We start from the raw sequence: 26,349 nt of genomic DNA, 5'->3' as shown, positions 1-26,349 counted from the left end.
ACAGCGGGCCCGTCCGGCGTGTTCCCGGCCCGGACGGGCCCCTGCGGTGGTCACCGGCCCCGGGCGTCCTCCCACTCCCGGGCCGGGGACCAGAGCCCGGTGCCGTCGGGACCGCCGCGGCCGCCCCGGCTCCAGGGATCGCCGTGTTCGCCGGGGCCGCCCGGTCCGCCGGACCAGGGCGGCCGGTGGTCGTGGTCCGTCCGCTGGAACCCGACCGTGTACGTCCGGCTGTGCTCGCCGTCGGCGGAGGTCACCGTGACGGTCCGGGCGGTGAAGCCGGGACGCGAGGACGACACGGTCCGGCTGCCGTCGGTGACCTTCACCCGGGCACCGGACTCGGCCGCCACCGCGCCCACGGCCGGGATCCTCCCGTGCTTCGGCCAGTCCATGACGTACGTGCCCACCCCGGGATCGAACCCGTCGAGGGGAACGCCTCCCACGGTGAGCGCCGAGGCGTCGGCGACAGCGGCCCGCGTGGCGTCCGGGAAGTTGGTCACCGTGACCGACCCGTCGGCGCCGACGGTGACGTCCGCCGCCATCGCCGCCGCCAGGTTGATCCGCTGCCAGCTCGGCCCGCCGGTACCGGTGAGGTCGAGGGGCAGGCCGGAGTCCGTCGCGGTCTGCTCGACGACCTGGGTCCGCTGCTCCTCGGTGAGGTCGGGGAAGGCCGTGATCAGCAGCGCCGCCGCGTCGGACGGTGCCTGGAGGGCCTGGCCGGCCTCGCCGACCTGCGAGAACCCGTAGGACAGCCGCCGCGTGTAGAGGTCGACGGTCTCCGCCGTGCCCAGACCGGCGTAGGGAGCGCCCGCGCAGGCCGTGAGCGTGTCGCCGTAGCCCTCCTCCTCGCACCGCGCCAGCAGCACGTTCTCGATCTCCGTGTGGGCCTGTTGCAGCAGCTTGCCGAACGCGGGGTCCGCCCAGCGGTGCGCCACGGTGGCCTGGGCGGTGATGCGGCCGCCCATGACGTCGAGCGGGTAGTGGAAGCCGAGGACGAGGCGGTTGTCCCCGTACTCGGAGGTGCGGGCGAGGATGGACGGCGCCAGGTCGGGCAGCAGCGTGGCGAGGATCGTCCCGGCCTCGTAGCCGCCGTAGGTGTGGCCGCTCGGATACGAACCCTGCTTCGCGAGGCCGTCGTACGAGCTGTCCTCGGACTCGTAGATGCGGCCGCCGTCGCCGGCGAAGCCGAGCCGGACGTAGGGGCGCAGGTAGTTCCAGCGGTTCTTCGCCGCGTCATGGGTGTCGAGGTTCTCGGCGACACGGGAGAACAGCGCGCTCGTCTTGGGCAGTTGCCCTTCCTTCAGGGCTTCGCCGTAGATCGGGCCCAGGCGGGAGCCCAGGCCGTCGGCCATGGTGACGGTGGCGCTGTTCGAGGCGTCCACCTCGGCGCGGTCGACCTGCTTCTGCGTGGCCGCGTTGTTGACGGCGACGGTGATCTCGTCGTTCTCGGCGCCGAGTTCACTGCCCTCGGGCAGTTCGCCGTTGGCGCCGAGGGTGCCGGGGCCGAGGTCGTCGAAACCGCTGAGCAGGTTGGTGAAGTAGTCGCCGCCGTCGCCGGTCCGCGGCCACTCGTCCGACGGGTAGGCGGCGTCCAGCACGTCGTCCGGGAACGGGGCCGGCTCGTAGTCCGCCGGATCGGAGGCTGCCGCGGTCCCGGTGCCCGTCCCGGTGCCCGTCGCGGTCCCGGTGTCCGCCGTGGCCGCGGCCTTCGGCGCGGGGTCGGCCGAGGTACCGGCGAGGGTGCGGGCGGTGACGGTGGCGGTGTGCGCCTTCGCCCCGCCCGCGGTGGTGAGCAGCGCCGAGTCCGTGGTGCCCGACACGTGCGCGGTGGTTCCGTCGTCGAGGGCCACGGTGTAGCCGAGGACGGGGAATCCGCCGTCGCCCGCCGGCCGCCAGGTCACCCGGACCCGCTTGCCGTCGGTGACCACGCCGGTGACGGTCGGGGGCTGGGGCCGGTTGTCGCCGGTGACGACCGGCCGGGTCGGGGCGCTGGGGGCCGAGTCGCCGAGCGCGTTCACCGCGCGGACGCGCGCCGTGTGCGACGTGCCGTCCGCCAGCAGGGTGAACACCGTGCTGCGGCTCGCCGGGTCGGCGATCTCGACCTGGCGGCCGCCGCCGAGGGTGACCTCGTAGCCGGTGACCGGCGAACCGCCGTCGTCCTCGGGCGCGGACCAGGTGACCTGCACGCTCGTGCCGGACGCGGTCGCCGACACGGCGCCGGGCGCGGCCGGCACCGTCCTGTGCTTCGTCCTGAGCGCCGACATGGCCCTGTCGAGGGACGTGTACCGCGCCGTGAGGGTGGCGTCCGACGCGGCGTCGTCCGCGACGGTCTCCTTCGCGGCGGTGAGCGCGGTGGTGAACGCCTTCCAGGAGGCGTCCGTGTAGCGCTCGTCGGCGCGGGCGGAGGCGGTGGCGACCAGGTTCTCCAGTTTCAGCCGGGGGAGGGGGACCAGCTGGTTGGCGGCGAGGGTGAGGCCGCGCGTCTGCAGGTCCGCCTCCAGCTGGGTGGCGTCGCCGGCGTTTAGCAGGGCGCGGGCGGCGGCGAGTTCGCGCGCGAACACCCCGAAGTCGATCGTGCCGTACCGGTCCTTGTGCTCGGCCAGGCCCCCGTACTGCTCCACCGCCTTGCGCAGGGCCGACAGGTCCGTCTCTGCGGGTGCCTCGACGTGGTCGAAGGCGACCCGGCCGAGGTTGGCGACGTAGGGGTGCGAGGAGTCCGCGTTCGTCGTCAGCCGCAGGTGCACGGAGTGCGTCCCGGTGATCGCCTCCGGCAGCGTCAGACTGGTGGTCCCGCCCGACGACCAGGAGCTTCCGGTGACGGGCAGCGGGACGGTCGCGTCCGGGGTGCCAGGGGCGTCCGCGTCGAAGGAGTCCAGGTGGACCTGGACGGCGGAACCGGTGCCGCAGCGGGCGGAGTTGTTGACGTAGGTGAACGTGACGGTGTTCTTCGGCTCGGTGCCGAAGTCGATGTCTCCGTAGTCGAGCCAGGCGCCGTCGTAGGTGCCGCCGAGGCTGGTGGCGGAGCCCGCCCCGTCCCAGGTGGCCGGCTCGCTCTTGAGCCCGCCGCCGCTGCTCGCCCCGAACGCCGTGGCGTCGAACACCACCGGGGCGTCCGTCTCCCGCGTCAGGGTGAGCGAGTAGACGTTGGCCACGTAGGGCTGGGCGTCGGTCTGGGTGCCGGAGACGAAGGCGGCGTACACGTCCTGGGCGCCGCCGAAGGTCTCCGGGTCGAGCCGCACGCTCGTGGTGGCGACGGTGCCCCAGCCCGAGCCGGTGTACTCCAGGGGGACGTCCACGGCGGCCGGGCCGTCCCTGCCGCCCAGGCGCAGCTCGATGTGCGAGTCCGAGGCCGCGCGGGAGCGGGGCTTGTCGTAGCTGACGGTGACGGTGTCGGCGCCGTCCCCGAGGCCGGTGCCCCGCCACTCGGCCCAGGCGCCGTTCGTCACGTTCTCGAAGACGCCGTTGCTGAGCTTGAGCGGGAGCGAACCGTCGCCGGTCGCCGTGGTGTTGGCCGTGGTGAGGGTGGCGAGGGTCGTGACCGGGGAGGACGAGGCGGGCTCGGCGGGCGAGAACTGGTACCAGTCGAAGTTCGACACCCACTGCTGTCCCGACGGCGCGTGGAAGACGAACGTCGCGGTCGGCGCCTCCAGCAGGGCCTGCGGGTCGGTGACGGCCGCCTGCACCGTGGTGTAGTACTGCCAGCCGCCGGTCCCGGGCAGGGAGACGGTGGCGACGACGGGTCCTTCGGCGTCCCCGGCGTGGATGTCGACGCTGCTCGGTTCCGCCTCCGGCGCCTGTGCGTTGGCGTAGCGCACGGAGACGCCGCGCGGGGCGACTCCGCCGAAGTCGAGGTTCGTGTACTGCTCCCAGGCCCCCTCGGTGACGCCGCCGAGGTCGCCGTCCGAGTGGTACGCCTCCTTCACGAGGCTGGGGCCCTCCATGCTGTCGGGGTCCTCGGCCTGCAGGACGGCGTAACCGCCCTCGTCCAGGGTGAGCGCCTCGATGGCGGACTTCAGCGCGTCGTGCGCGGCCATGAGGGTGCCCGTGGCGGCGTCGGCGTCCGCGAGGGCGGTCCGCGCGCGTTCCAGCGCCGTCCGGAAGACACCGTAGGAGCCGTCGGAGTAGTTGCCCTCGCGCACCAGCGAGGCCTCCTCCACGAGGGCGCCCAGGCTCCCGCGGTGCACCGCGGCGGCCGAGACGACCAGCGGGTCGGTCACGGACACCCCGGCGCCGGTCACCGTCGAGGCCGGTACGCCGTGGGCGAAGGCCCGGTCGCGGAAGGTGAGTCCGAGACGGGCGTCGGTCTGCGTCGTTCCGGTGAGCCGCAGCGACGCCGTGCGTCTGCCGGTGACCCGCAGGTCGGCCTCGACGCCGTCCGGGAGACCGGTGACGCCCGCTGCGCCGCTCCGGGTGAGGCTGGTCCCCTCGTGTGCGGCGAACGACGCCTTCCCGGACAGCCGCAGCTCGATGTTCCCCTTGACGGTGCCGTCCGCGGCGGTGTCGACGCTGTCGGGGCGGGCGGACACCACGGTCGTGCCCCTGCCCGGCGCGGAGCCGTCGTCACCGTCGCCGGTGTCGGTGTTCAGCGAGTACGCGGGTTCGGTGCGGGCGCCCCAGGACGACGGCGCTGAGCCCATGTCGAACTTCAGGGTGCCGCCGGCGACGATCTGCGAGTAGTCCAGCCACGTGTTCGAGAACCGCTTGCCGTTCAGGCGGGCGCCCTGCACGTAGTAGTTGTCCGGGGAGACCCCGTCGGCCTCGACGGTGAACTCGGCGCCGCTCGCGTAGTGGACCGTCGTCGAGTCGAAGAACGGGCTGCCGATCTGGAACTGGCTGGAGCCCGCCGTCACCGGGAACAGCCCGAGGGCGGCGGCGACGAACATCGTCGACATGGTGCCGGCGTCGTTGTCCATGGTCGGCAGGAAGCCGTCCGGGGCGAGTTCGTACGCCTTGGTCTTGACCGGAGGCCTGAACTCGCCGCCGGAGCTGGGGGCTTCGCCCGTGGAGCCGGTCGCGATGTACCGGTTCCAGGTCTCACCGGTGTAGATGGCGCGGACCCACTTCTGCGTCAGGCTCGGCTCGCCGACGTAGTTGAAGAGGTACGGCGCCTGGAGGTCGATCTCGTTGGCGTTGGAGTGCAGCATGGTCGAGCCGTCGTCGGCGTCCGAGTCCTCGCCGAACATGTGCCGGATCGCGGCCCGGCCCGCCTTCTCGCCGCCCATGGCCTCGATGAGGCCGCCCATGTCGTACGCGTCGTACCAGTGGTACTGCCAGAGGGTGCCCTGGTAGAGCTTGGCCTCCTCGAACTTCTCGTAGTCGACGCCCTGCCAGGCGCCCTCGCCGTCGCGCGGGGTGAGCAGGCCGACCTCGGTGCCGTCGTCCGCGGTCCAGGCGCCGGGCTTGACGAGGTTGTCGGTCGCCATCGTCGCCTGCTCGCGCAGCTTCTTCGCGTCCGCGTCCTCACCGAGCGCGTCGGCGACGAGGGACAGCGCCCACTGGTCGTAGCCCCGCTGGACCGTCGTACCGGGGTCACCGGCGACGTACCCCTGCCGCAGCTCCGTGCCCGTGTAGTAGCCGGCGTACGACTTCATCGCCGGGTACGCCTCGTCGAGCCGGTCGAAGTCCTTGTACCCCTTCGACAGCGCGTCGGCGATCACCACGGGCAGGCGTTCCCAGCGCACGGTCGGCACCGAGTGGGTGAGGCTGCCGAGGCTCTTGCCGGTGGACCGCGCGTCGGCGAAGAGGATGACGGCGGACTGCACCATGTCCCGGTAGCCGGCCGGGTCGATGTAGGCGGTGACGGAGTACTTGCGGAAGTCGTCCCAGGTGGACCAGCCGTCGTAGTACGTGAAGCCGTTCGCCTTGTGCACCGCGCCGTCGACGCCGCGGTAGGTGCCGCTGGTGCTGGTGGCGTTCACCGGCAGCGCGTACATGCGGTAGAGGTGCGTGTAGAACTGCTTGGTGAGCGTCGAGTCCGGGTCGGCCTTCCGGGAGGCCTCGACCGCGACGGTGCCGAGCGTGCTGTTCCACTCCGCCTCCGTCTGCGCGCGCACCTCCTCGAAGCCGCGGCCCGCCACCTCGTTGTGCTGGTCGGTCGCGGCCTGCTCGGCGCTGATCGGCGACAGCGTGATGCGCAGTTCGACGTCGCCGCCGTCGGCCGGGTCGAAGCCGAGGACGGCGCCGGTGTCCGTGCCGTCCCGCGCCGTCGCGCCGCCGAGCGCGCCGTCGTCGCCCCAACTGCGCAGCGAGGTCACGGGGACGTTCGTGGTGGCGTAGTAGTACAGCCGGTACGAGGCGCCGTTGAACGACCCGGCGACGAGCCCGCTGATCGCGGTCGTCCCGTCCTTCAGCCTCGTCGCGTCCAGGGTCGAGCGGGTACGGCTGGTGAAGTTGTTGGCGAGGTCCAGGACCAGCTGGGGCCGGGCTCCGTCGGGGAAGGCGTACCGTTCGAGCGCCGTGCGGGTCGTCGCGGTCATCTCGGCGTCGATGGTGCCGGCGTCCGACCCGAGGCCCACCCGGTAGGAGCCGGGCGACGCGCTCTCGTCGTCGTGGCTGTAGGGGTGCGCGTAGGTGCTCGTCGCCGGGCGCTTGTCGTACTGCTCCGAGGTCGGGACGACCAGCAGGTCGCCGCCGCCGCCCGAACCGCCCACGCCGTCCAGGTTCGTGGCGGTGAACCCGGCTATGTGGTCCTCGTTGTAGTCGTAGCCCGAGTGGTTGCGGTCCGGCACGGTCATCGGGTTGACCTTGGCGAGGCTGTGCGGTGCCTGGGCGCCGGGGAGGTCGTTGCCGTCGTCACCGGCGGTGGACACGAAGGGGTCGACGAGCTTCGTGTAGTCCGTCCCGCCGGACGCCTCACCGGACGCGGAGGCCGGTGCCGAGGGGGCGGCCGCGGCGGTGCCGCCGGTCGTCAGCGCGCCGAGGCCGAGGGCTCCGGCGAGCACGGCGGCGACCGCGGCACGCAGGGCGCGGGTCCCGGCCGCCGCCCGTGCCGGCGGTCTCTTGGATCTGTCAGGCATGACGAGTACGACCCTCTCCGTGTGAGAGCAGTGGACCTGTGGACAACGTTGTCAGTCTCCATCCGGGGCGGACGCACCGGATGAACGCCTCCGCCATCACACAGGGAGAAGTCATACAACGGGGAAACAGGGTTCGTACAGAGGGTGCGGCGGACGGCGGTGCGTGCGGACCCGGCCGGCCGTGGAGGCCGCGGGCAGCGGCCAACGGGGTTACGGCGCGGCGTCCTTGAGGACCCGTTCGAGCGCTGCCCGGCCCGCTGGGCCCCACGCCGGCTTGCCTCCGGGCAGGCCCCGGTCGCCGTTCAGGCCCATCAGCATGAGGAACAGGCTCTGCAGCACGGCCAGTCCGCGGGCGCGCCGGACGGTCGCCCGGTCCGCGCGCGCGTACGCGTCGAAGAACCGGCCGGCGCCGCCCGCGGGCAGAAGCACCCACGCGGCCGTGAGGTCCCAGGCGGGATCGCCCGCGAACAGGGTGTCGAAGTCGATCACGCCCGTGAGCGTTCCGCCCGCGCCGACGGCGTTCGCCGGATGGAGGTCGCCGTGCACCCACAGGGGCGGACCCTCCCACCCCGGAGCCGCGACGGCGTCGTCCCAGACGGCCCGTACGGCGTCCATGTCGCCCTCGGGGGCGACGGCGTCGAAGAAGCGCGCGAAGCCGTCCCCGCACTCCTTGGGGTGGCCGCCGCGGTCCGAGGAGGCCGGTGCGCCGGCGGGCGCCGGTACGTGGAGGGCCCTGAGGAAGTCCGCCAGCACGTCGGCCGCGTGGGCGCCGCGGGTGACGGGGGAGAGGTCCAGCGGCGTGCCGGGAACCCACGTCATGACGGTCCAGTGCTTGGGGAAGCGCGCCGACGGTTCGCCGGACCGTACCGGGACCGGTACCGGGAGCGGCAGGCCCGGGGCCAGTACGGGCAGCCACCGCCGCTCCTTGAGCAGGAGCTCCGGAGTGGGGTCCATGCGCTGCATGCGCACGGCCAAGTCGTCCCCGAGGCGCCACATCTGATTGCCCCAGCCGCCCGCCACCTCGCGTACGGCGAGCCCGGCGAGGTCGGGATGCTGCTCCCGCAGCAGCTCGCGGACCAGGTCCGCGGTGATCTCGAACTCGCAGTCGGCCATGCGACGTCACAGTACGCGGGAGCGACCGTGTTCACGGTGCGCGGGAGCGACTGTCTTCATGGGGCGTGGGAGTGACCGTCTTCATGGGGCGCGGGAGTGACCGTCTTCTGTGTTGAGTCCCGAAATGCGCGCACCCTGTGCAGTTTTTGTCTGATCAAGATTTGAACTGATCACAAGAAGGTCACTATGGTCTGGGCTGGCACCCCACTCGGGGATCACCCACAAGGGGTGATCGGTGGAGGGGCACCCGTCGGTCCTGAGCGACAGGCGGCTGGAGGAGAAGGAGACCGCCCGCGTGGCCTCCCACCGTCGGCCCAAGCAGCCGAGCCGTGCCCGGGTGACCGTGATCACCGCAACCGCCGCCGCAGCCGTGGCACTCACCTCCCAGGCGGCCAACGCCGCCCCGAGCGAGAAGCCGAGCAAGGACGAGGTCAAGTCCAAGGTCGACAAGCTCTACGAGGAGGCCGAGCGGGCCACCGACAAGTACAACGGGGCCAAGGAGAAGCAGGACAAGCTCGAGGGCGAGGTCGAGGACCTCCAGGACGAGGTCGCCCGCGGGCAGGCCGAACTCAACGAGCTGCGCGACGGCCTCGGTTCGATGGCCAGCGCCCAGTACCGCTCCGGCGGCATCGACCCCTCCCTCCAGCTCTTCCTGTCCGCCGACCCGGACAACTACCTGGACAAGGCCTCCACCCTGGACCAGCTCAGCGTGCAGCAGGTCGCGGCGCTGGAGAAGATCCAGGGGAAGCAGCGCACCCTCGCGCAGCAGCGCAAGGAGGCCTCGGAGAAGCTGAGCGACCTCGCGGACACCCGCACCGAGCTCAAGAAGAAGAAGGAAAAGGTCCAGGGCAAGCTCGCCGAGGCGCAGAAGCTGCTCAACACGCTGACGGCACAGGAACGCCAGGAGATCGCCGACAAGGAGCAGCGCGCCAGCCGCTCGGCCAGCGACCGCGTCGACCTCGGCAACGAGGCCCCCGCCTCCGGACGCGGCGCCGCCGCCCTGGCCGCCGCGGCCACCCAGATCGGCAAGCCCTACGTCTCCGGCGGCACCGGCCCCAGCTCCTACGACTGCTCGGGCCTGACCCAGTGGGCCTACGCCCAGGCCGGCGTCCAGCTCACCCGGACGACCTACACCCAGCAGAACGACGGCACCAAGATCGGCCAGAGCCAGCTGGCCCCCGGCGACCTGGTCTTCTTCAACAGCCTCGGTCACGTGGGCCTGTACGCGGGCAACGGCCAGGTGCTCCACGCCCCCTACCCGGGCACCTCGGTGCGCTACGAATCCATGAGCACCATCGGCTCCTTCCAGTTCGGGGTGCGCGTCTGACGACCGCCCGCCGCCCCGGCCACCGGGGCGGCGACCCGGCCGTCAGCCCACCGACTGGGTGCCGATGACCGAGAGCAGGCGCAGCCTGTCGTGGCTCTCGGAGCCGGGGTCCGCGGTGTAGACGAGCAGATGGTGCGACTGGTCGGGGTCGAGCAGCGACTGGCAGTTCAGTTCCAGGTGCCCGACCTCGGGGTGCACGAAGTGCTTGACCCTGCCCGGGCGGACGCCCACCTCGTGCGCGTCCCACAGGCGGCCGAACTCCTCGCTGCGCTCCAGGAGCAGCTCGGCGTAGTGGGCCGCCCTGGAGTCCGGGCCCCGCAGCGTGGCGACCTGGCGCAGCCCGGACGTGAACATGCGGGACATCAGGTCGTGGTCCTCGGGCGCGTACAGCGCGCGGGTGGCCGGGAGGGTGAACCAGCGGTAGCCGATGCTGCGTTCGGGCCCGGTGAACCGCGTGGTGTCGCCGGTCAGCGCGACGCCGAGCGGTGTCTGGCGCAGGGTCTCCCCGAGTTCGGTGACGATCTCGGCGGGGGTGTCGGCCAGGCGGTCCAGGATGCGCAGCAGGCCGGGGCCGACGTGTTCGCCGACCGTGCCGCGGACGGGCGGGCTGTGCCCGGCCAGCCGGAAGAGGTGGTCGCGCTCGTCCAGGGACAGGTGCAGGCCCTGTGCGATCGAGGCGATCATCTGCTCGGAGGGCTGCGGGCCGCGCTCCCGCTCCAGCCGCGCGTAGTAGTCGGTCGACATGTGGCACAGCGCCGCGACCTCCTCCCGCCGCAGCCCCCTTGTCCTGCGGCGCTGCCCCCGTGGCAGCCCGACGTCCTCGGGCTGCAGCAGCTCCCGCCGGCGCCGCAGGAACGCGGCCAGTCCGCTCCGGTCGATCTCCATGGGGTCCTCTCCTCGTGCCGTCCCCCTTTCTACCGCCGCGGCGGCCGCGCAGCCACGGACGGCCGATCCCCCTCTGGCGCCCCCGAGGTGCTGCGGCGCTCCGCGCAAAAGGCCATTGACCTGTGCAAACGACGAAACGACGCCGAGCCCCGGCCCCGCTATCAGGGGATCGGCAGGCCCTGCACAGCCCCGGTGGACTCCGTCACGGTGGAGGCAACGACGCCACGAGGGAGCGACACCATGCCACGCACCGACTTCGACATCACCGTCCCCGACCAGTCCGGCAAGCGCGCGGTCGTCACCGGAGCGAGCGACGGCATCGGACTCGGCATCGCCACCCGGCTCGCCGCCGCGGGGGCCGAGGTGGTCCTGCCGGTCCGCAACCCGCGCAAGGGCGAGGCGGCGCTCGAAGCGATCCGCGGGCAGGTCCCCGACGCGGACGTCTCCTTGCGCACGCTGGACCTGTCCTCGCTCGACTCGGTGGCGGCGCTGGGCAGGACCCTGCTGGCCGAGGACCGCCCCGTCCACCTGCTCGTCAACAACGCCGGAGTCATGACGCCGCCCGAGCGCCAGACGACCGCCGACGGGTTCGAGCTGCAGCTCGGCACCAACCACCTCGGCCACTTCGCCCTCGTCGCCCACCTGCTGCCGCTGCTGCGGGCCGGCCGGGCGCGCGTGACGTCGCAGATCAGCGTCGCGGCGAACCAGGGCGCCATCAACTGGGACGACCTGAACTGGGAACGCTTCTACGACGGCAGGCGCGCCTACAGCCAGTCGAAGATCGCGTTCGGGCTCTTCGGCCTGGAACTCGACCGCCGCAGCGCGGCCGCCGGCTGGGGCATCACCAGCAACCTGTCCCACCCGGGCGTCGCCCCGACCAGCCTGCTCGCCGCCCGCCCGGAGCTGGGCCGCGACAAGGACACCATGGGCGTACGCCTCATCCGCGCCCTGTCCGCCCGCGGCATCCTCCTCGGCACGGTCCGCACCGCACAGCTCCCCGCCCTGTACGCCGCCACGTCGCCCGAGGCGGAGGGCGGGGCGCTGTACGGCCCGGGCGGCCCGGGCCACCTGGGCGGCCCGCCCGCGCACCAGAAGCTCTACACCCGCCTGCACGGCACGGACGAGGCCCGCAGGGTGTGGGAGCGCTCGGAGGAGCTGACGGGGGCGCGCGTCGCCGTCTGACGGGCGCCGGCACCAAGGGGCAGGCCCGGGACTCCGAAGCTTCCGACGTCCCGGACGCTCGGGGGAGGAGGGGGAGAACCGCCGCGCCGCTCACCGAAGCCGGACGAACCGTCCGGCGCGTGCAGACGACCAACGGGCCGGGTCCTTTGGGTAAGGGCCGGTAGGCAGCCGTTCCGCCCGTTGCCCGGGCCTGCGCCTCGAAGGCCCACAAGGCTCCCGGCCGCATCGCGCTCAGGCCAGTGGCAGCGTTTCGGTCTTGCGGAGCTGGTCGATCACGCTCGCCAGCTGAGCCTCGGCTGCCGTGTCGGCGGCGGTGGGATCACCCGCGGTGACGGCGTCGATGATGGCCAGGAGCTGGGGGAGTGCTTCCTGCGGGCGTCCCGTCCTCAGTGCGAGACGGAACTGGAAACGGACCATCTGTACGTTGAGCCGCTCGAGTTGGCGTGCGGCGATGGTCTGGCCACTGAATTCGATGACGAGGTCGTGCAGCCTGCGGTTGAGGGCGGAGTAGGTGTGGAACTCCTCCTCGGCCACCGCGGCACGAAGTTGCACGCCGACCTCGACCAGCTCGGCACGCTGCTCCTCGGTCGCCCGCTCGGCTGCTTTGCGTGCGCACAGGCGTTCCAGCGCGGAGCGGCATTCGGTGATCTGAATGGCCTCGTCGACCGAGATGACCCTGATGCTGGCACCGCGGTTGGGCACCAGCTCCACCAGGTCGTCGGAGGCCAGGTCGAAGAGGGCCTCGCGCACGGAGCTGCGGGTCACGCCGAGCTGGTCGGCGAGGTCCTGCACCACGAGCCGCTGTCCCGGCAGCAGGTCGCCGGCCCACAGGGACTGCCGGATGTGCGTGCTGACGTGAAGCCGCGCGGCCGCCCCCTTCAACTGTGCGCTGGTCACGTGCTGCTGCTCCCTCGCTCCCGAACGGGCCATCGCCACGTGCCTGTGACAACGCGGCAGCGACCCTATCACCGACAAAATTTTCAGTGATTATTGCGCCGTAGTCGTGCTTGGTGCCCGTGGCGGTCCCCGACCCTGTCGCGAGCCGGGGGTGGTTGCCGGTGGATGCCGCCCGGTGTGCGGATCAGACATGTCTTCTCCTCGTCGCTCGCTCGTCCACTCGCTCCGTGCTGACGCTGTGACCCTGACGTGTGGCTCCACTTGCGACAGGATCACTGAAAATATTGTCACAAAAATTGTTGACGCTGACTCCAGGCCGCGATTAGCGTCCGACTGTGCGCACCCCCCCGGGGCCCCTGGCCGCGCCGGACGAGCTAAGGAGACGTGCGTTGATCATCGATTGCCACGGCCACTACACGACCGCGCCCGCAGCACTGGGCGAGTGGCGCGAGCGCCAGATACGGGCTCTGACCACCGAGGGCGAGGCTCCGAGCAACGCGGATCTGCGGATAGGCGACGACGAGATTCGGGAGACGATCGAGGCCAACCAACTACGTCTGATGGACGAGCGCGGAATCGACCTGACGGTCTTCTCCCCGCGCGCCTCGTTCATGGCGCACCACATCGGCGACTCCGCGGTCTCGGAGGCCTGGGCCCGAGTCTGCAACGACCTGTGCGCCCGTGTCGGCGCGTTGTTCCCCGAGCGGTTCGCGCCCGCCGCGATGCTGCCGCAGTCGCCCGGCGCGGGTCCGGCGGCCTGCGTCCCCGAACTGATCCGCGCGGTCGAGGAACTCGGCGCCGTCGCGGTCAACCTCAATCCCGACCCCTCCGGTGGCCGCTGGACCGCGCCACCGCTGACCGACCGCTCCTGGTATCCGCTCTACGAGAAGATCGTCGAGCTCGACGTCCCCGTGATGGTGCACGTGAGCACCAGTGAGAACCCTGCGTTCCACACCACCGGCGCCCACTACCTGAACGCCGACACCACCGCTGTCATGCAGCTGATCCAGGGTGATCTGTTCGCCGACTTCCCCACCCTGCGGCTGGTCATCCCGCACGGTGGCGGCGCGGTGCCCTACCACTGGGGACGCTTTCGCGGGCTGGCGCAGGCGCTGGGCAAGCCGGAGCTCACCGAGCATCTGCTGAACAACGTCTTCTTCGACACCTGCGTCTACCACCAACCCGGTATCGACCTGCTGCTCAAGGTGATGCCCCACGCCAACGTGCTCTTCGCCTCGGAGATGATCGGCGCGGTACGAGGCGTCGACCCGGACACCGGTCGGCACTTCGACGACACCCACCGCTATCTCGAGGCGGCGGGCCTCTCCCCGGCCGGTCTCACGGCCATCGAGGAGGGCAACGCCCGCACCGTGTATCCCCGGCTCGACTCGCGGCTGCGCCGGGCCGGCCGCTGAGCGCCGGCGTCGGCCTCGTAGCGGGTCCGAGGCCCACCCGAACACATATGACGGTCCGCAGTACCCGGGCCCGCCCTGTATCGACCGAAAGGACATGGCAATTTCATGGTGCTGATCGACAACCACACCCACGTCATCTCGACGGACACCGTGCGCTATCCGACCTCCCCGATCGGTGGGCGTCAGTCGCAGTGGTCGCAGACCCGCCCGGTGAACATCGACGGGCTCGTCCGTGCACTGGACGACGCCGAGATCGACAAGGCAGTGGTGGTACAGGCCTCGACGGTGTACGGCCACGACAACCGCTACGTCGTCGAGGCGGTCCGAACCCACCCCGACCGGTTCATCGGCGTGTACTCGATCGACGCCCCGGCCCCGGACGCCGTCGAGCGCATCAAGTACTGGCAGGGCCAGGGCCTCACCGGCTTCCGGCTGTTCACCACCGGTACCACGATGCCCGGTCAGGCGGACTGGCTGGGCCACCGGGACTCCTATCCCGCCTGGGCCTATGCCGAGGAGCAGGGCATCCCGGTCTGCCTGCAGATGACGATCCAGGGGTTGCCCGTACTGCGAGGTCTGCTGGAACGGTTCCCCGGTGTGCGGGTGCTGTTGGACCACTGCGCCCGCCCCGACCTGTCCGACGGCCGGCCCTATCGGCATGCCAAGGACCTGTTCGACATGGCGGGCCACCCGGGCGTTCACCTCAAGCTCACCCACCGGGCGCTGGGCGCGGCGCAGCGCGGAGCTTCCACCGCCGCCGATTTCCTGGCGGATCTGGTGGCGGCCTACGGGGCGAACCGTATCGCGTGGGGCTCCAACTTCCCCGCGGCAGAGGGCACACCCGCCGACCTCCTGGCACAGGCCCGTGAGGCGGCGTCGGACCTGTCGGCGGCCGACCAGGAGATGATCTTCGGCGGATCGACGGCCGCGTTCTACACCCCCGTCACGACCGTGGGAGGGCCCCGTGCCTGAACCGGCCGTGCTCCGTACCGTCTTGGGCGACCACCCGCACACGGCTCCGCTCAAGAACGGGGATGTCCACAGCGCACGCGTACGTCTGGACTTCCTTCCCGTCTCGCCCATCCACCGGGCCTTCGCGCCGATGGTGCGCGCCGAGGCGTACGACCTCTGCGAGCTGGCTGTCGTGACCGCTCTGCAGGCCGTCGCCCATCGCCGTCCCGTGGTGCTGCTGCCGGCAGTCGTGGCCGCCCGGTTCCAGCGAGGCTGTCTCATATCTCACGCCTCACGCCCGATCCGGCCGAAGGACCTCGCGGGCAGCCGCATCGGGGTGCGGTCCTACACGCAGACCACGGGCATGTGGGTGCGTGCCCATCTCGCGGAGGACTACGGTCTGGCGGCGCGAGACGTTCGATGGTGCACTCGTGAGGGCGCGCACGTGGCCGAGTACACCGACCCGGCGTTCGTCACCCGCCATCCGCACACCACGGGGCTCCTCGACATGTTGCGCGAGGGGCACGTCGACGCCGCCGTCCTCGGCAACGACTTGCCGCAGGGCGACGAGTTCGTGTCCGTCTTCCCCGACGCCGCCGCCCGTGACGAACTGTGGTGGCGGTGGCACGGCTACATGCCGATCAACCACATGGTGGCGGTGGCCGCCTCCACGTGCCGCGACGTTCCCTCCGCCGTACGCGAGAGCTATGCACTGCTGCGCCGCGCGCGCGACAGCGTCCAGCACCTCGACGGCGCGCCCCGTCCCACGATGTTCGGCTTCGAACGACTGCGGAAGCCGTTGGAAACAGTGATCGACGCCTGCCTCGCGCAGCAGCTGCTGCCGCGGCGGCTCAGCTTCGAAGAGGTCTTCGGACCAGCCCGGGAGGTGCTCGGCAAAGACGCCGCCTGACTCGCCTGTCGCCACCGGACATTCAACGGAGAAACCGGACCATGAGCGAAACCACTCCCACCGACGCCCCCGCCGAGGCGGGCGCGTCGGCACCGGGCGCAAGAAAACGCCCCCCGTTCTACCGCGACCTGGCGTTCCAGGTCCTCGCCGGAGTCGCGCTCGGCGTGCTCGTGGGCGCGTTGGCCCCCTCGGTCGGACAGCATGTGCAGTTCCTCGGTGACATCTTCATCCATCTGATCCAGATGGTCGTCGGCCTCATCATCTTCTGCACGGTGACGCACGGTATCGCCAGCGTGCGCGACCTGGGCAAGGTCGGCCGTATAGCGATCCGGTCCCTGGTCTACTTCGAGGTGGTCACCACGATCGCGCTCGTGATAGCCCTCGTCGTGGTCAACGTGCTCAAGCCCGGCTCGGGCATGCACATCGATCCGTCCTCCCTGCACGCCCCCTCCTCCGCCACCGAGCCGGCGAAGTCGGAGGGCTTCGACGACTTCCTCGTGAACTTGGTGCCGACCTCCGCGGTACAGGCTTTCGCTGAGAGCAGCATCCTCCAGATCCTGGTCTTCTCCGTGCTGTTCGCTTGTGGACTGGCTTCCGTGGGCGAGAAGGCGCAGCCGGTGCTCGACTTGGTCCACACGGTGCAGCAGGCCCTGTTCTGGATCATCCGCAAGGTGATGCGCATCGCCCCGGCGGCGGCCTTCGGCGCGATCGGCTACACCGTGTCCGAGTACGGTCTGGGGACGCTGCTGTCACTCGGTCGACTGGTGGCGGTGTTCTATCTCATCGTGGTGCTGTTCTTCGGGCTGGTGCTGTGGCCGGTGTCGCGGTACGCAGGGGTGAGCCTGCTGAAGCTGCTGCGCTACTTCCGTGCGGAACTGGTGCTGGTGCTCGGTACCAGTTCCTCGGAGAGCGTGTTTCCCCAGCTGACCGCCAAGCTCAAGAAGCTCGGCGTGGACGAACCCGTCGTGGGCCTCGTGCTGCCCACCGCCTACAGCTTCAACCACGACGGAACGTGCCTCTACTTCGCCGCAGTCAGCGTCTTCCTCGGCCAGGCCACCGGAGCAGACCTGAGCTGGACCGCCCAACTCGGGCTCCTGCTGGTACTGCTCCTCACGTCCAAGGGCGGTGCCGGGGTCTCCGGCTCCGCCATCGCCGTACTGGCACTGACGCTCAGCGCGACCGATACGATCCCTGTCAGCAGCATCGCACTGGTCCTCGGGGTACACAGCATCCTCTCGGCGGCCTTCGTCTTCACCAACATCGCCGGCAACTGCGTGGCCACCCTCGTCGTCGCCAGATGGGAGAAGGCGATCGACCGAGAACGACTCCGTACTGAACTCGACACCGGATACCGGACCGCCGCATAAGGCCGGAGAGGCCTGAGCCGGACCTGCCGTGGCGCTCGTCCCCACCTGGGTGATCCTCCGCGAGCAGTCAGCGCAAAGCCTGATCACGGCAGTTCCCGGGTGCACTGCTCAATACCCGCCGCTGCCTCTCCCTCGGCGGCCTACGATCACCGATCGCGTGCGAGAGTGCCCCGCGCCGCACCTCGACCACACCGGCTCAGGCAGCACGGACCGTGTCCGGCACCGGGGGGCTCGCCCGACCCTCGCCGAAGGGGTTTCCTGGTGGCCACTCGTCAGACCCTCCCCAGCCGCCGTCCTGAGCGCCTATGGTGCAGGCCGGTACACCCGAACAGTGAGGTGAGAGTCCCCGTGTTCACCACCCGTCCCACCCTCCAGGGCACCTTCGGGATGGTGTCCTCCACCCACTGGCTGGCCTCGCAGTCGGCCATGGCCGTACTGGAGGACGGGGGCAACGCCTACGACGCCGCCGTGGCCGGTGCCTTCGTGCTGCACGTCGTCGAGCCGCACCTCAACGGCCCCGCCGGGGAGGCGCCGATCCTGCTCGCGCCGGCCGGCGGCGAGGTGCGGGTGCTGTGCGGGCAGGGCGTGGCGCCGGCCGGGGCGACGGTGGCGCACTACCGGGGGCTCGGTCTCGACCTCGTCCCCGGCACCGGCCCGCTCGCCGCCGCCGTGCCCGGTGCCTTCGACGCCTGGCTGCTCCTGCTGCGCGACCACGGCACGAAGCCGCTGGCCGACGTGCTGAAGTACGCCGTCGGCTACGCCGAGGACGGGCACCCGCCCGTGGAGCGCTTCGCGGAGACCGTCGCGACCGTCCGGGAGCTGTTCGAGACCGAGTGGACGTCCTCCGCCGAGGTCTATTTGCCGGACGGCCGCCCGCCCCGCCCCGGCGCGCTGTTCCGCAACCCCGCCCTCGCCGCGACCTGGCGGCGGCTGCTCGCCGAGGCCGCCGGCGCGGGGGACCGGGAGGCGGAGATCGACGCGGCGCGGGAGATCTGGCGCTCCGGGTTCGTCGCCGAGGCCCTCGTCCGGCAGGCCGGGCGGCCCACCCTGGACACCAGCGGAGAACGCCGTACCGGCACCCTGACCGCCGACGACCTCGCCGGCTGGTCCGCGCACTACGAGGCGCCGGCGACGTACGACTGGAACGGCTGGACCCTGTGCAAGGCCGGGCCCTGGAGCCAGGGCCCGGCGCTGCTCCAGCAGTTGGCGCTGCTCCCGCCCGAACTGCCCGCCCACGGCTCCGCCGACTACGTCCACCTGCTCGTCGAGGGCTGCAAGCTCGCCATGGCCGACCGCGAGGCCTGGTACGGCGACGCGCACGGCGCGGACGAGGTGCCGCTCGACGACCTGCTGTCGCCCGAGTACAACGCGCAGCGGCGGGCGCTCGTCGGCGACCGGGCCTCCTTCGAGTTGCGGCCCGGCGCGCCGGGCGGGCGGGCCCCGCGCATCAGTGCCCGCGCGCGCGTGGCGGCCGTGGAGGCCGAGGGCTTCGACGCGCTGGGGGTCGGGGAGCCGACCGTCGCCAAGAGCCCCACCTCCCCGGTGCCCGGCGAGCCGGACGTCTCGGCCGACGGCGGCACCCGCGGCGACACCTGCCACCTCGACATCGTGGACCGCTGGGGCAACATGCTCTCCGCCACGCCCAGCGGCGGCTGGCTGCAGTCCAACCCGGTCGTGCCCGAGCTGGGTTTTCCGCTCGGCACCCGCCTGCAGATGACCTGGCTGGAGGAGGGCCTGCCGAACTCGCTCACGCCCGGCCGCCGCCCCCGCACCACGCTCACGCCGTCGCTCGCGCTGCGGGACGGGGTGCCCGTCATGGCGTTCGGCACGCCCGGCGGCGACCAGCAGGACCAGTGGCAGCTGCACTTCTTCCTGGCGGTCGCCCTGCGCGCACGGGTCCGGGGCGGCCTCGACCTGCAGGGCGCGATCGACGCGCCGAACTGGCACAACGACAGCTTCCCCGGCTCCTTCTTCCCGCGCGGCATGCGGGCGGGCAGCGTCACCGTGGAGTCCCGTGTGCCGGAAGGGGTCGTCGAGGAGCTGCGCCGCCGCGGGCACGACGTCACGGTGGGCGACGCCTGGTCCGAGGGCCGGCTGTGCGCCGTCGCGCGGGACCCGGAGACGGGCGTCCTGTCGGCGGCGGCGAACCCGCGCGGCATGCAGGGGTACGCCGTCGGCCGCTGAACCCCGTGGCCCGCCCCCGCGGCCCCGCCGGGCCCCGCACCGGTTGTTCGTACCGATTCCACCCGGAGTACACCGGCCGGGTGGGGATTGTCAGTGGCGCGTGCTCTCATGGAGCCATGATCGAGACCAACGAAACCATCGACGAGTTTCTCGCCCGCCACGCCGGCGACGTGGAGGAGGCCGTCCGCAAGGCGGCCGCGCAGGAGATCATGCCGCGCCGCAGCAGGCTCGCGGCACACGAGATCGACCAGAAGACCGCCCCGCACGACCTGGTCACGGACGCCGACCGCAAGGCCGAGCTGTACCTCACCGAGGTCCTGGCCCGGCTGCTGCCCGGCTCGGTCGTGGTCGGCGAGGAGGCGGTGCACGCCAATCCCGCCTCCTACGAGGCGATACGCGGCGACGCCCCGGTGTGGATCGTCGACCCGGTCGACGGCACCCGCCAGTTCGTCCACGGCGACCCGGGCTTCTGCACCCTGGTGGCGCTCGCCTAGCACGGCGTGGTGCTCGCCTCCTGGACCTACGCCCCCGTCGACGACCGGTTCGCCACGGCGATCCGCGGCCGGGGCGCCCACCTGGACGGCGAGCGGCTGTACGCCGGACCGCCCGAGCCCGGCCGGGACCTGCGGGTCGCCACCTCCCACCCGGACTACACGACGGACGAGCAGAAGCGCGACCTGCTGGCCCTGCGCACCCCCGGCGTGGCGCCCCGCCCGTGCGGCTCGGCCGGTCTGGAGTACCTGGCGGTGGCCCTCGGCGAGTGCGACGCCACCGCGTTCTCGTGGGAGGCGGCCTGGGACCACGCGGCGGGCATCCTCCTGGTCGAGGAGGCCGGCGGCACCCACCTGACCCGCTCGGGCGAGCCCTTCCGCATCACCGGGGGCAACGACCTGCCGTTCACCGCGGCCCGTGACGCGGCCACCGCCCGCCGGGTGGCGGCGCTGCTGGCGGGCGAGGCGGGCGGGATCTGATCCGCCGGGCCGGTGCGGCGGGGCCCCGCGACCGCGGGCTGTCGGACCCCGGGCATATCCTGACCCGGAGTGGCCATCGGCTGACGAAGGGGTCCGAGGTGCCGTCGATGCTCGATGCGGTCGTAGTGGGAGCGGGACCGAACGGACTGACCGCTGCCGTGGAGCTGGCCCGCCGCGGCTTCTCGGTCGCCGTGTTCGAGGCCCGGGACACCGTGGGCGGCGGCGCTCGCACGGAGGAGCTGACCCTGCCGGGCTTCCGGCACGACCCGTGCTCCGCCGCGCACCCGCTCGGCATCAACTCCCCGGCCTTCCGTGCCCTCCCCCTGGAGCGGTACGGCCTGGAGTGGCTGCACGCGGGGCTGCCCATGGCGCACCCCTTCCCCGACGGCTCGGCCGCCGTGCTGTCCCGGTCGGTCGGCGAGACGGCCGCCTCCTTCGGGGCGCGCGACGCGGGGGCGTACCGGCGGCTGGTCGAGCGGTTCCTGCCCCGGTGGGACACCCTGGCCCGCGACTTCATGTCCCTGCCGCTGACCGCGCTGCCCCGCGACCCGGTCACCCTCGCCCGCTTCGGCCTGGTCGGCCTGCCGCCGTCGACGTGGCTGATGCGCCGCTTCCGCGACGAGAAGGCCAAGACCCTCTTCGCCGGGCTAGTCGCGCACGTCATGGCCCCGCTCGGCGGCTTCGCCACCGGCGCCATAGGCCTGGTCTTCGCGCTCGCCGCGCACGCCCGGGGCTGGCCCGTGGCCCGCGGCGGCTCCCAGTCCATCTCCGACGCCCTCACGGCGTACCTGAAGGACCTCGGCGGCACGGTCCACACCGACTACGAGGTCAAGCGCCTCGACGACCTGCCGCCCGCACGGGCGTACGTCTTCGACACCTCGCCGACGGCCCTGGCCCGCATCGCCGGTCTCGGCAACCACTACGCGGGGTACCGGTACGGACCCGGCGTCTTCAAGATCGACTACGCCCTCGACGGCCCCGTCCCGTGGACCGCGGAGGAGCCTCGCAGGGCGGGCACCGTGCAGATCGGCGCCGACAGCGCGGAGATCGGCGCCGCCCTGGACGCGGCCTACGGCACCGACCGCGCGCCCGAGCGGCCGTTCCTCATCACCGTGCAGCCCGGCGTCGCCGACCCCACCCGGGCACCGGCCGGCAAGCACGTCTTCTGGGCCTACGGCCACGTGCCCAACGGCTGGAGCGGCGACCTCACCGACGCCGTCGAACGCCAACTGGAGCGCTTCGCCCCCGGCTTCCGCGACCGTGTCCTGGCCCGCGCCACCGCCGGCCCGCCCGAACTGGCCGTCCGCAACGCCAACTACGTGGGCGGCGACATCGCCTCCGGCGCGGTCTCCGGCCTCCAGCTCCTGCTGCGCCCCAAGCTCTCCCTGTTCCCGTACTCGACCCCGCATCCAGCCGTGTTCATCTGCTCGTCGGCCACCCCGCCCGGCCCCGGTGTCCACGGCATGTCGGGCCACAACGCGGCGAAGGCCGTCTGGCGGCGGCTGAGGCAGACCTGACCCGGACCACACCACCGAGGACGGACGCCCCCATGCCCACCATCACCCTCGTCCAGGGCGACATCACCCGCGAGAGCGCCGACGCGATCGTCAACGCCGCGAACTCCTCACTCCTCGGCGGAGGCGGTGTCGACGGCGCCATCCACCGGCGCGGCGGTCCCGCGATCCTCGCCGAGTGCCGACGGCTGCGCGCCGGGCACCTCGGCAAGGGCCTGCCCACCGGCCGGGCGGTCGCCACCACCGCGGGCGACCTGGACGCACGGTGGGTGATCCACACGGTCGGCCCGGTCCACAGCACCACCGAGGACCGCTCCGGCCTCCTCGCCTCCTGCTACCGCGAGTCCCTGCGCGTCGCCGACGAACTGGGCGCCCGCACCGTCGCGTTCCCGGCCGTCTCGACCGGCGTCTACCGGTGGCCCCTGGACGACGCCGCCCGCATCGCCGTCGAGACGGTACGGGCCACCGGGACCCTGGTGACGGAGGCCCGCTTCGTGCTCTTCGACGACCGGGCGTACGGGGCGTTCGCGAGGTGCGCCGGCTGACCGCCGAGGAGCGGCCGGGCCGTCACGCCGGGACCCTCGGCCGGGTCGGCGGGGGACGTGCCGGCATGCGGTTTCACGGTGTCCCGGACGTACCCGAAGGCGTTGTCCGCTCCGCGCCGTCCCGGCCGGGGCCGGATGCCAGCCGGTGCACTTCGGCGGTGAGGACGGCGGCGACCCGGGGCAGTTCGTCGCTCTCCAGCATGTCCCAGTGCCCGCAGGCGACCGGCTCGACCACGAACCCACCGCCGGCGCGATCCCGCCAGAACGCCCGCAGCCGGGCTGCGGCGTCCTCGACGTCCGTGTCCCCGTCCTCCACGGCCGTCGCCTGCATCAGCACGACACGGGCCGACGATCCGGGCACGGCGTAGTCGCGGGCCGTCTCCCGGTGGTGGTTGTAGACGTTCAGATAGCGGGCCACCTGGTGGTCGTCGATACCCGGGTACATGCCGTTGAAGCGCACCAGTTTCTCCCGGAACTCCTCCATGCCGACCGGCGTGACCTCGGCGCGCCGCTCGTCGTCCCGGGCACCGTGGGTGTCGAGGAGGACCACACTCACCTTCCCGTGTCCGGCGGCCGTCAGGATGCGGCCCATCTCGTACGCGACGAGACCGCCGTAGGAGAGCCCGCACAGCACCAGCGCCTCGTCGGCCCGGGGGGCGAGGAGTCGCAGGTACTCCTCGGCCATCGCCTCCACACTGGGCAGGGTGGACTCACCGGGATTGATGCCGGGTGCCTGAAGACCCACCACACCGATGTCGTCGGCCAACTCGGCGGAGAGCGGAAGGTAGCAGAACGCGGTGCCACCGGCGGGGTGCACACACACCACGCGCTGCCGGCCGTCGCCCGCACGGAATTCGACCAGGCCACTCGGTTCCGCCGACGGCGTCGCGCCGCCCCTGCTGCCGCGCACCCTCGCGGCGAGCGCCTCGACGGTGGGGTGCAGCATGACGTCCCGGACGGGCACGGCGACGCCGAGTTCCTCCTGGACGGCGGACGCCATCTTGATCGCCGATATCGAAGTGCCGCCCAGCTCGAAGAAGTTGTCGTCGATCCCGATGTCCGGGTGGAGCAGCACCCTGCGCCAGACCCGGTACAGGGCCATCTCCACGTGGTCGCGAGGTGCGGCCGTGTTGACCCGTGCCGGGCGGGCTTCCGTCGCGGCACGCAGTACCTCAGAACGGTCCACCTTGCCGCTGCGGTTCATCGGAAGCCGTGGGAACTCGGCCACCGCGGCGGGGATCATGTAGTCCGGCAGCCGGTCCCCGAGGGCCGCACGCCATTCGTGCGGCGTCCGCGTGGCCCCGTCGCGACATCCCACACCGGCGACCAGGCGGGGGCTGCCGGGCATGGAGCGATCGGCCAGGACGACGGCCTCCCGCACCCCCGGTACCGCCAGCAGGGCCGCCTCGACCTCCCCGGGCTCGATGCGGAAGCCGCGCAGCTTGAGCTGGTCGTCACGGCGGCCGGCGTACTCGGCGTTGCCGTCCGGCAGCCAGCGCGCCAAGTCACCGGTGCGGTAGAGGCGTTCACCCGGGACGAACGGGTCGGGCACGAACAGCTCGTCGGTGAGGTCGGGACGGTTCAGGTAGCCGCGGGCCAGACTCGCTCCGCCGAGGTAGACCTCTCCCGGGACGCCCACGGGTACCGGGCGCATACGGTCGTCGAGCAGGTACAGGCGGGTGCCGCGCAGCGGCCGTCCGATGGGACACGATCGGTCGTACGGCTGCGGGTCGGTGTAGGCCGTGGCGTACAGCGTGGCCTCGGTCGGGCCGTAGCCGAAGCAGATGCGCAGGCCGGGCAGCACCTCACGCATGCGATACAGGGTGCGCTCCGGCAGGGACTCCACTCCGGTGAGGAGCTGACGCAGGTTCGAACCGGCCAGGCGTGCGGCCGGGTCCTCGCCGATCCACTGGATGTAGGGCGGAGGCAGAAACGCCTGGGTGACCTTGTGATCGCGCATCCAGTGCAGCAGGGCGCCGGGGTCGCCGCGGAGTTCGTCGGGAACCAGGTGGAGTACGGCCCCGGTGGTCAACGGCATCAGGAGTTCGTGCACCGAGGCGTCGAAGCCGATGCTCGACCAGGCCGAAGACGCCTCACCGGGAGCGTCCCCCATGAGTTCGCGCCAGTGGTCGAGGAGGTTGACGACGCTCCCGTGCGTCACCGCCACGCCTTTGGGACGGCCGGTCGACCCCGAGGTGTAGATGACGTAGGCGAGCCGGTCCGGGGCCGTTCCGGCGGGTGGTGCCTCGTCACCCGCTCCCTCTTCCTCCACCTTCGACAGGGGCTCCCACAGCTGCCCGCCGGCCGCGGTCTCCGGGCGGTCGGTGAGCACGAGGACCGGTGCGGCGTCGTCCACCATGGCGGCGAGCCGTTCCGGGGGCTGGTCGGGGTCGAGGGGCAGATAAGCCGCCCCGGACTTGAGGATGCCGAGCACACCGACGACGAGGTCGGCCGTCCGTCCGGCGTGCAGCCCCACCACTCGATCGGGACCGGCGCCCCGGGCGGTCAGCGCGTGGGCGAGACGGGTGGCCCGGTGATCGAGCGCGGCGTAGTCCAGTTCCGCGTCGCCGGCCACCACCGCACTCTGTCCGGGGTGTTCGCGGACCTGCGCGGCGAAGCGTTCCAGTATGCCCGCCGACGCCGGTCCGGTCACCGTGGGCCCCGTGCTGAAGGTGTCGAGGAGCGTCCGCCGTTCGTCCTCGTCGAGCAGCGTCAGGTCGCCGATCCCGGCGTCCGGACGCTCGGTCATGAGCCGGAGCACGCGAAGGAACTGGCGTGTGTACCGTTCGATCGTCGACCGGTCGAAGAGCGCCACCGCGTAGTCGATCTCGCCGGTGAGCTGCTGACCCTCGTCGGCCAGTGCCAGGACCATGTCGAACTTCGCGGGCACGTGAGCGGCGTCCGCACGCAACTCGACGTCCAGGCCGGGGAGGTCGAGTTCCCCGCGCATCGACGGAACCCACGCGAACATGGTCTGGAACAAGGCTGTGTAGGCGGGGCTCCGCGGCGGATTGACCAGCTCGACGACCCGCTCGAAGGGGAGGTCGACGTGCTTGAGGGCGTCACGAACCCGCCGGTTCACCCGCCGCAGGACGTCCCCGACGCTGGGCGAGCCGGAGAAGTCCGCACGCAGAGCGAGGGTGTTGACGAAAAGGCCGACGAGACCCTCGACGTCCCCGCGTCGACGGTTCGACGTGGGAGCGCCGACCACGACGTCGTCCTGCCCGGAGAGCAGATGCAGCAGCACGGACCAGCCGGCGAGGAGGGTCGCGTAGAGGGAGACATCGTTGTCGGAGGCCAACGCGCGCAGGGCGCGGGTCAGTTCCTCGCCGACGGTCACGGGGGACCGGTCGCCGCGGAAGTCCTGTTCGGGCGGACGCGGGCGATCGGTGGGCAGGGAGATCACGGCCGGGACGCCGGCCAGTGCCGTTCTCCAGTACTCGGCGTGCGGTACGGGTTCCTCTCCCGACATCCATGTCCACTGCCAGCGCGTGTAATCGCTGTACTGCCATGTCAGTTCCGGCAGTGGAACATCCTGCCCCCGGTGCAGGGCGGAATAGACCAGTCCCAACTCCCTCAGCAGCAGAGAGCGGGACCAACCGTCGAACACGATGTGATGCACCGTCAGGATCAACACGTGGTGCAGCGGTCCGAGCGTGACCAGGCAGCCCCGCGCCATGGGCTCCTCGCCAAGGCGGAACGGGGTGCCTTCGGCCTCCGCCCGTATCTGCGCGAAGCGTTCGCCGGGGTCCGGCAGCCCCGTCAGGTCCGTGAAGGTGAGCGGGAACCCCGTGTCCGGCGGATCGACGACCTGAAGGGCCGAACCCCCGAAGGGGACCAGCCGGGTGCGCAGGGCCTCGTGCCGTGCCGAGAGCAGGTGCAGCGCGTCGACGAGCGCGTTCCGGTCCAGCGGCCCCCGGATGTCGAAGGGCATCGGTTCGTTGTAGGCGGCCCTGGCGTCTCCGTCCATGCGCGCCGTGACCCACAGGCGCTCCTGGGCCAGTGACAGAGGAGCCGACCGTGACTCTTCGTCGGAATGGCAACTGCCTGCGCTTCGGGCTACGGACACGGATTA

At 71.9% G+C, this 26,349-nt stretch carries 14 protein-coding genes and 1 pseudogene; 10 read left to right on the top strand and 5 right to left on the bottom strand.

The window, feature by feature from the left end:
- Positions 1-50: 50 nt before the first annotated feature.
- Both IG94_RS0118760 and IG94_RS0118755 read right to left on the bottom strand, forming a co-directional pair.
- Complete coding sequence (locus IG94_RS0118760; protein ID WP_031037760.1) at positions 51-7,013, bottom strand: glycoside hydrolase domain-containing protein; 6,963 nt, start codon at positions 7,011-7,013, stop codon at positions 51-53.
- 210 nt (positions 7,014-7,223) lie between these two features.
- Entirely contained in the window at positions 7,224-8,126 is a 903-nt protein-coding gene (locus IG94_RS0118755) for a phosphotransferase (protein WP_031037757.1), read from the bottom strand.
- A gap of 295 nt (positions 8,127-8,421) precedes the next feature.
- Between IG94_RS0118755 and IG94_RS0118750 the strand changes: the two genes are divergently transcribed.
- The gene (locus IG94_RS0118750) at positions 8,422-9,453 is read left to right on the top strand and encodes a C40 family peptidase (protein ID WP_031037753.1); all 1,032 of its coding nucleotides are present in this window, start codon (positions 8,422-8,424) and stop codon (positions 9,451-9,453) included.
- 42 nt (positions 9,454-9,495) lie between these two features.
- Here IG94_RS0118750 and IG94_RS0118745 read toward each other — a convergent pair whose 3' ends face one another.
- Positions 9,496-10,338, bottom strand: coding sequence for a helix-turn-helix transcriptional regulator (locus tag IG94_RS0118745; protein ID WP_031037750.1), 843 nt, complete (start codon positions 10,336-10,338; stop codon positions 9,496-9,498).
- Between the two features lie 240 nt (positions 10,339-10,578).
- On the opposite strand from IG94_RS0118745, the gene IG94_RS0118740 reads away from it, so the two are divergent.
- Positions 10,579-11,520 (top strand): SDR family oxidoreductase, encoded by a 942-nt coding sequence (locus IG94_RS0118740; RefSeq protein ID WP_031037748.1) that lies wholly within the window; start codon positions 10,579-10,581, stop codon positions 11,518-11,520.
- Between the two features lie 231 nt (positions 11,521-11,751).
- Here the strand turns inward: IG94_RS0118740 and IG94_RS0118735 are convergent, their stop codons facing one another.
- Positions 11,752-12,450: a GntR family transcriptional regulator gene (locus tag IG94_RS0118735; protein WP_052410742.1), complete on the bottom strand. Its 699-nt coding sequence runs from the start codon at positions 12,448-12,450 to the stop codon at positions 11,752-11,754.
- A gap of 356 nt (positions 12,451-12,806) precedes the next feature.
- On the opposite strand from IG94_RS0118735, the gene IG94_RS0118730 reads away from it, so the two are divergent.
- The 8 genes and pseudogenes from IG94_RS0118730 (at position 12,807) to IG94_RS0118695 (ending at position 22,274) form a co-directional block, all read left to right on the top strand.
- Positions 12,807-13,832, top strand: a complete 1,026-nt coding sequence (locus IG94_RS0118730; RefSeq protein ID WP_031037746.1) for an amidohydrolase family protein — start codon at positions 12,807-12,809, stop codon at positions 13,830-13,832.
- Between the two features lie 105 nt (positions 13,833-13,937).
- Positions 13,938-14,804, top strand: coding sequence for an amidohydrolase family protein (locus tag IG94_RS0118725; RefSeq protein WP_031037745.1), 867 nt, complete (start codon positions 13,938-13,940; stop codon positions 14,802-14,804).
- Positions 14,797-15,693: a substrate-binding domain-containing protein gene (locus tag IG94_RS0118720; RefSeq protein ID WP_031037743.1), complete on the top strand. Its 897-nt coding sequence runs from the start codon at positions 14,797-14,799 to the stop codon at positions 15,691-15,693. Before IG94_RS0118725 ends, IG94_RS0118720 begins: the two co-directional genes overlap by 8 nt.
- Before the next feature lie 41 nt (positions 15,694-15,734).
- The gene (locus IG94_RS0118715; protein WP_031037740.1) at positions 15,735-17,060 is read left to right on the top strand and encodes a cation:dicarboxylate symporter family transporter; all 1,326 of its coding nucleotides are present in this window, start codon (positions 15,735-15,737) and stop codon (positions 17,058-17,060) included.
- A gap of 348 nt (positions 17,061-17,408) precedes the next feature.
- Positions 17,409-19,244: a gamma-glutamyltransferase family protein gene (locus tag IG94_RS0118710; RefSeq protein WP_031037736.1), complete on the top strand. Its 1,836-nt coding sequence runs from the start codon at positions 17,409-17,411 to the stop codon at positions 19,242-19,244.
- A gap of 116 nt (positions 19,245-19,360) precedes the next feature.
- A pseudogene (locus IG94_RS38710) lies at positions 19,361-20,215 on the top strand (inositol monophosphatase family protein).
- Positions 20,216-20,322: 107 nt separating this feature from the next.
- Complete coding sequence (locus IG94_RS0118700) at positions 20,323-21,732, top strand: phytoene desaturase family protein (RefSeq protein WP_031037734.1); 1,410 nt, start codon at positions 20,323-20,325, stop codon at positions 21,730-21,732.
- Between the two features lie 32 nt (positions 21,733-21,764).
- Positions 21,765-22,274 (top strand): O-acetyl-ADP-ribose deacetylase, encoded by a 510-nt coding sequence (locus IG94_RS0118695; protein ID WP_031037731.1) that lies wholly within the window; start codon positions 21,765-21,767, stop codon positions 22,272-22,274.
- A gap of 73 nt (positions 22,275-22,347) precedes the next feature.
- Here the strand turns inward: IG94_RS0118695 and IG94_RS0118690 are convergent, their stop codons facing one another.
- Positions 22,348-26,343 carry a non-ribosomal peptide synthetase gene (locus IG94_RS0118690; RefSeq protein WP_063763392.1) on the bottom strand — a complete coding sequence of 1,332 codons (3,996 nt, stop codon included), beginning with the start codon at positions 26,341-26,343 and terminating at the stop codon, positions 22,348-22,350.
- Positions 26,344-26,349: the final 6 nt, after the last annotated feature.

This window comes from Streptomyces olivaceus (assembly GCF_000721235.1).
GTDB lineage: Bacteria > Actinomycetota > Actinomycetes > Streptomycetales > Streptomycetaceae > Streptomyces > Streptomyces olivaceus.
This window is presented reverse-complemented; position numbering and strand designations above follow the sequence as displayed.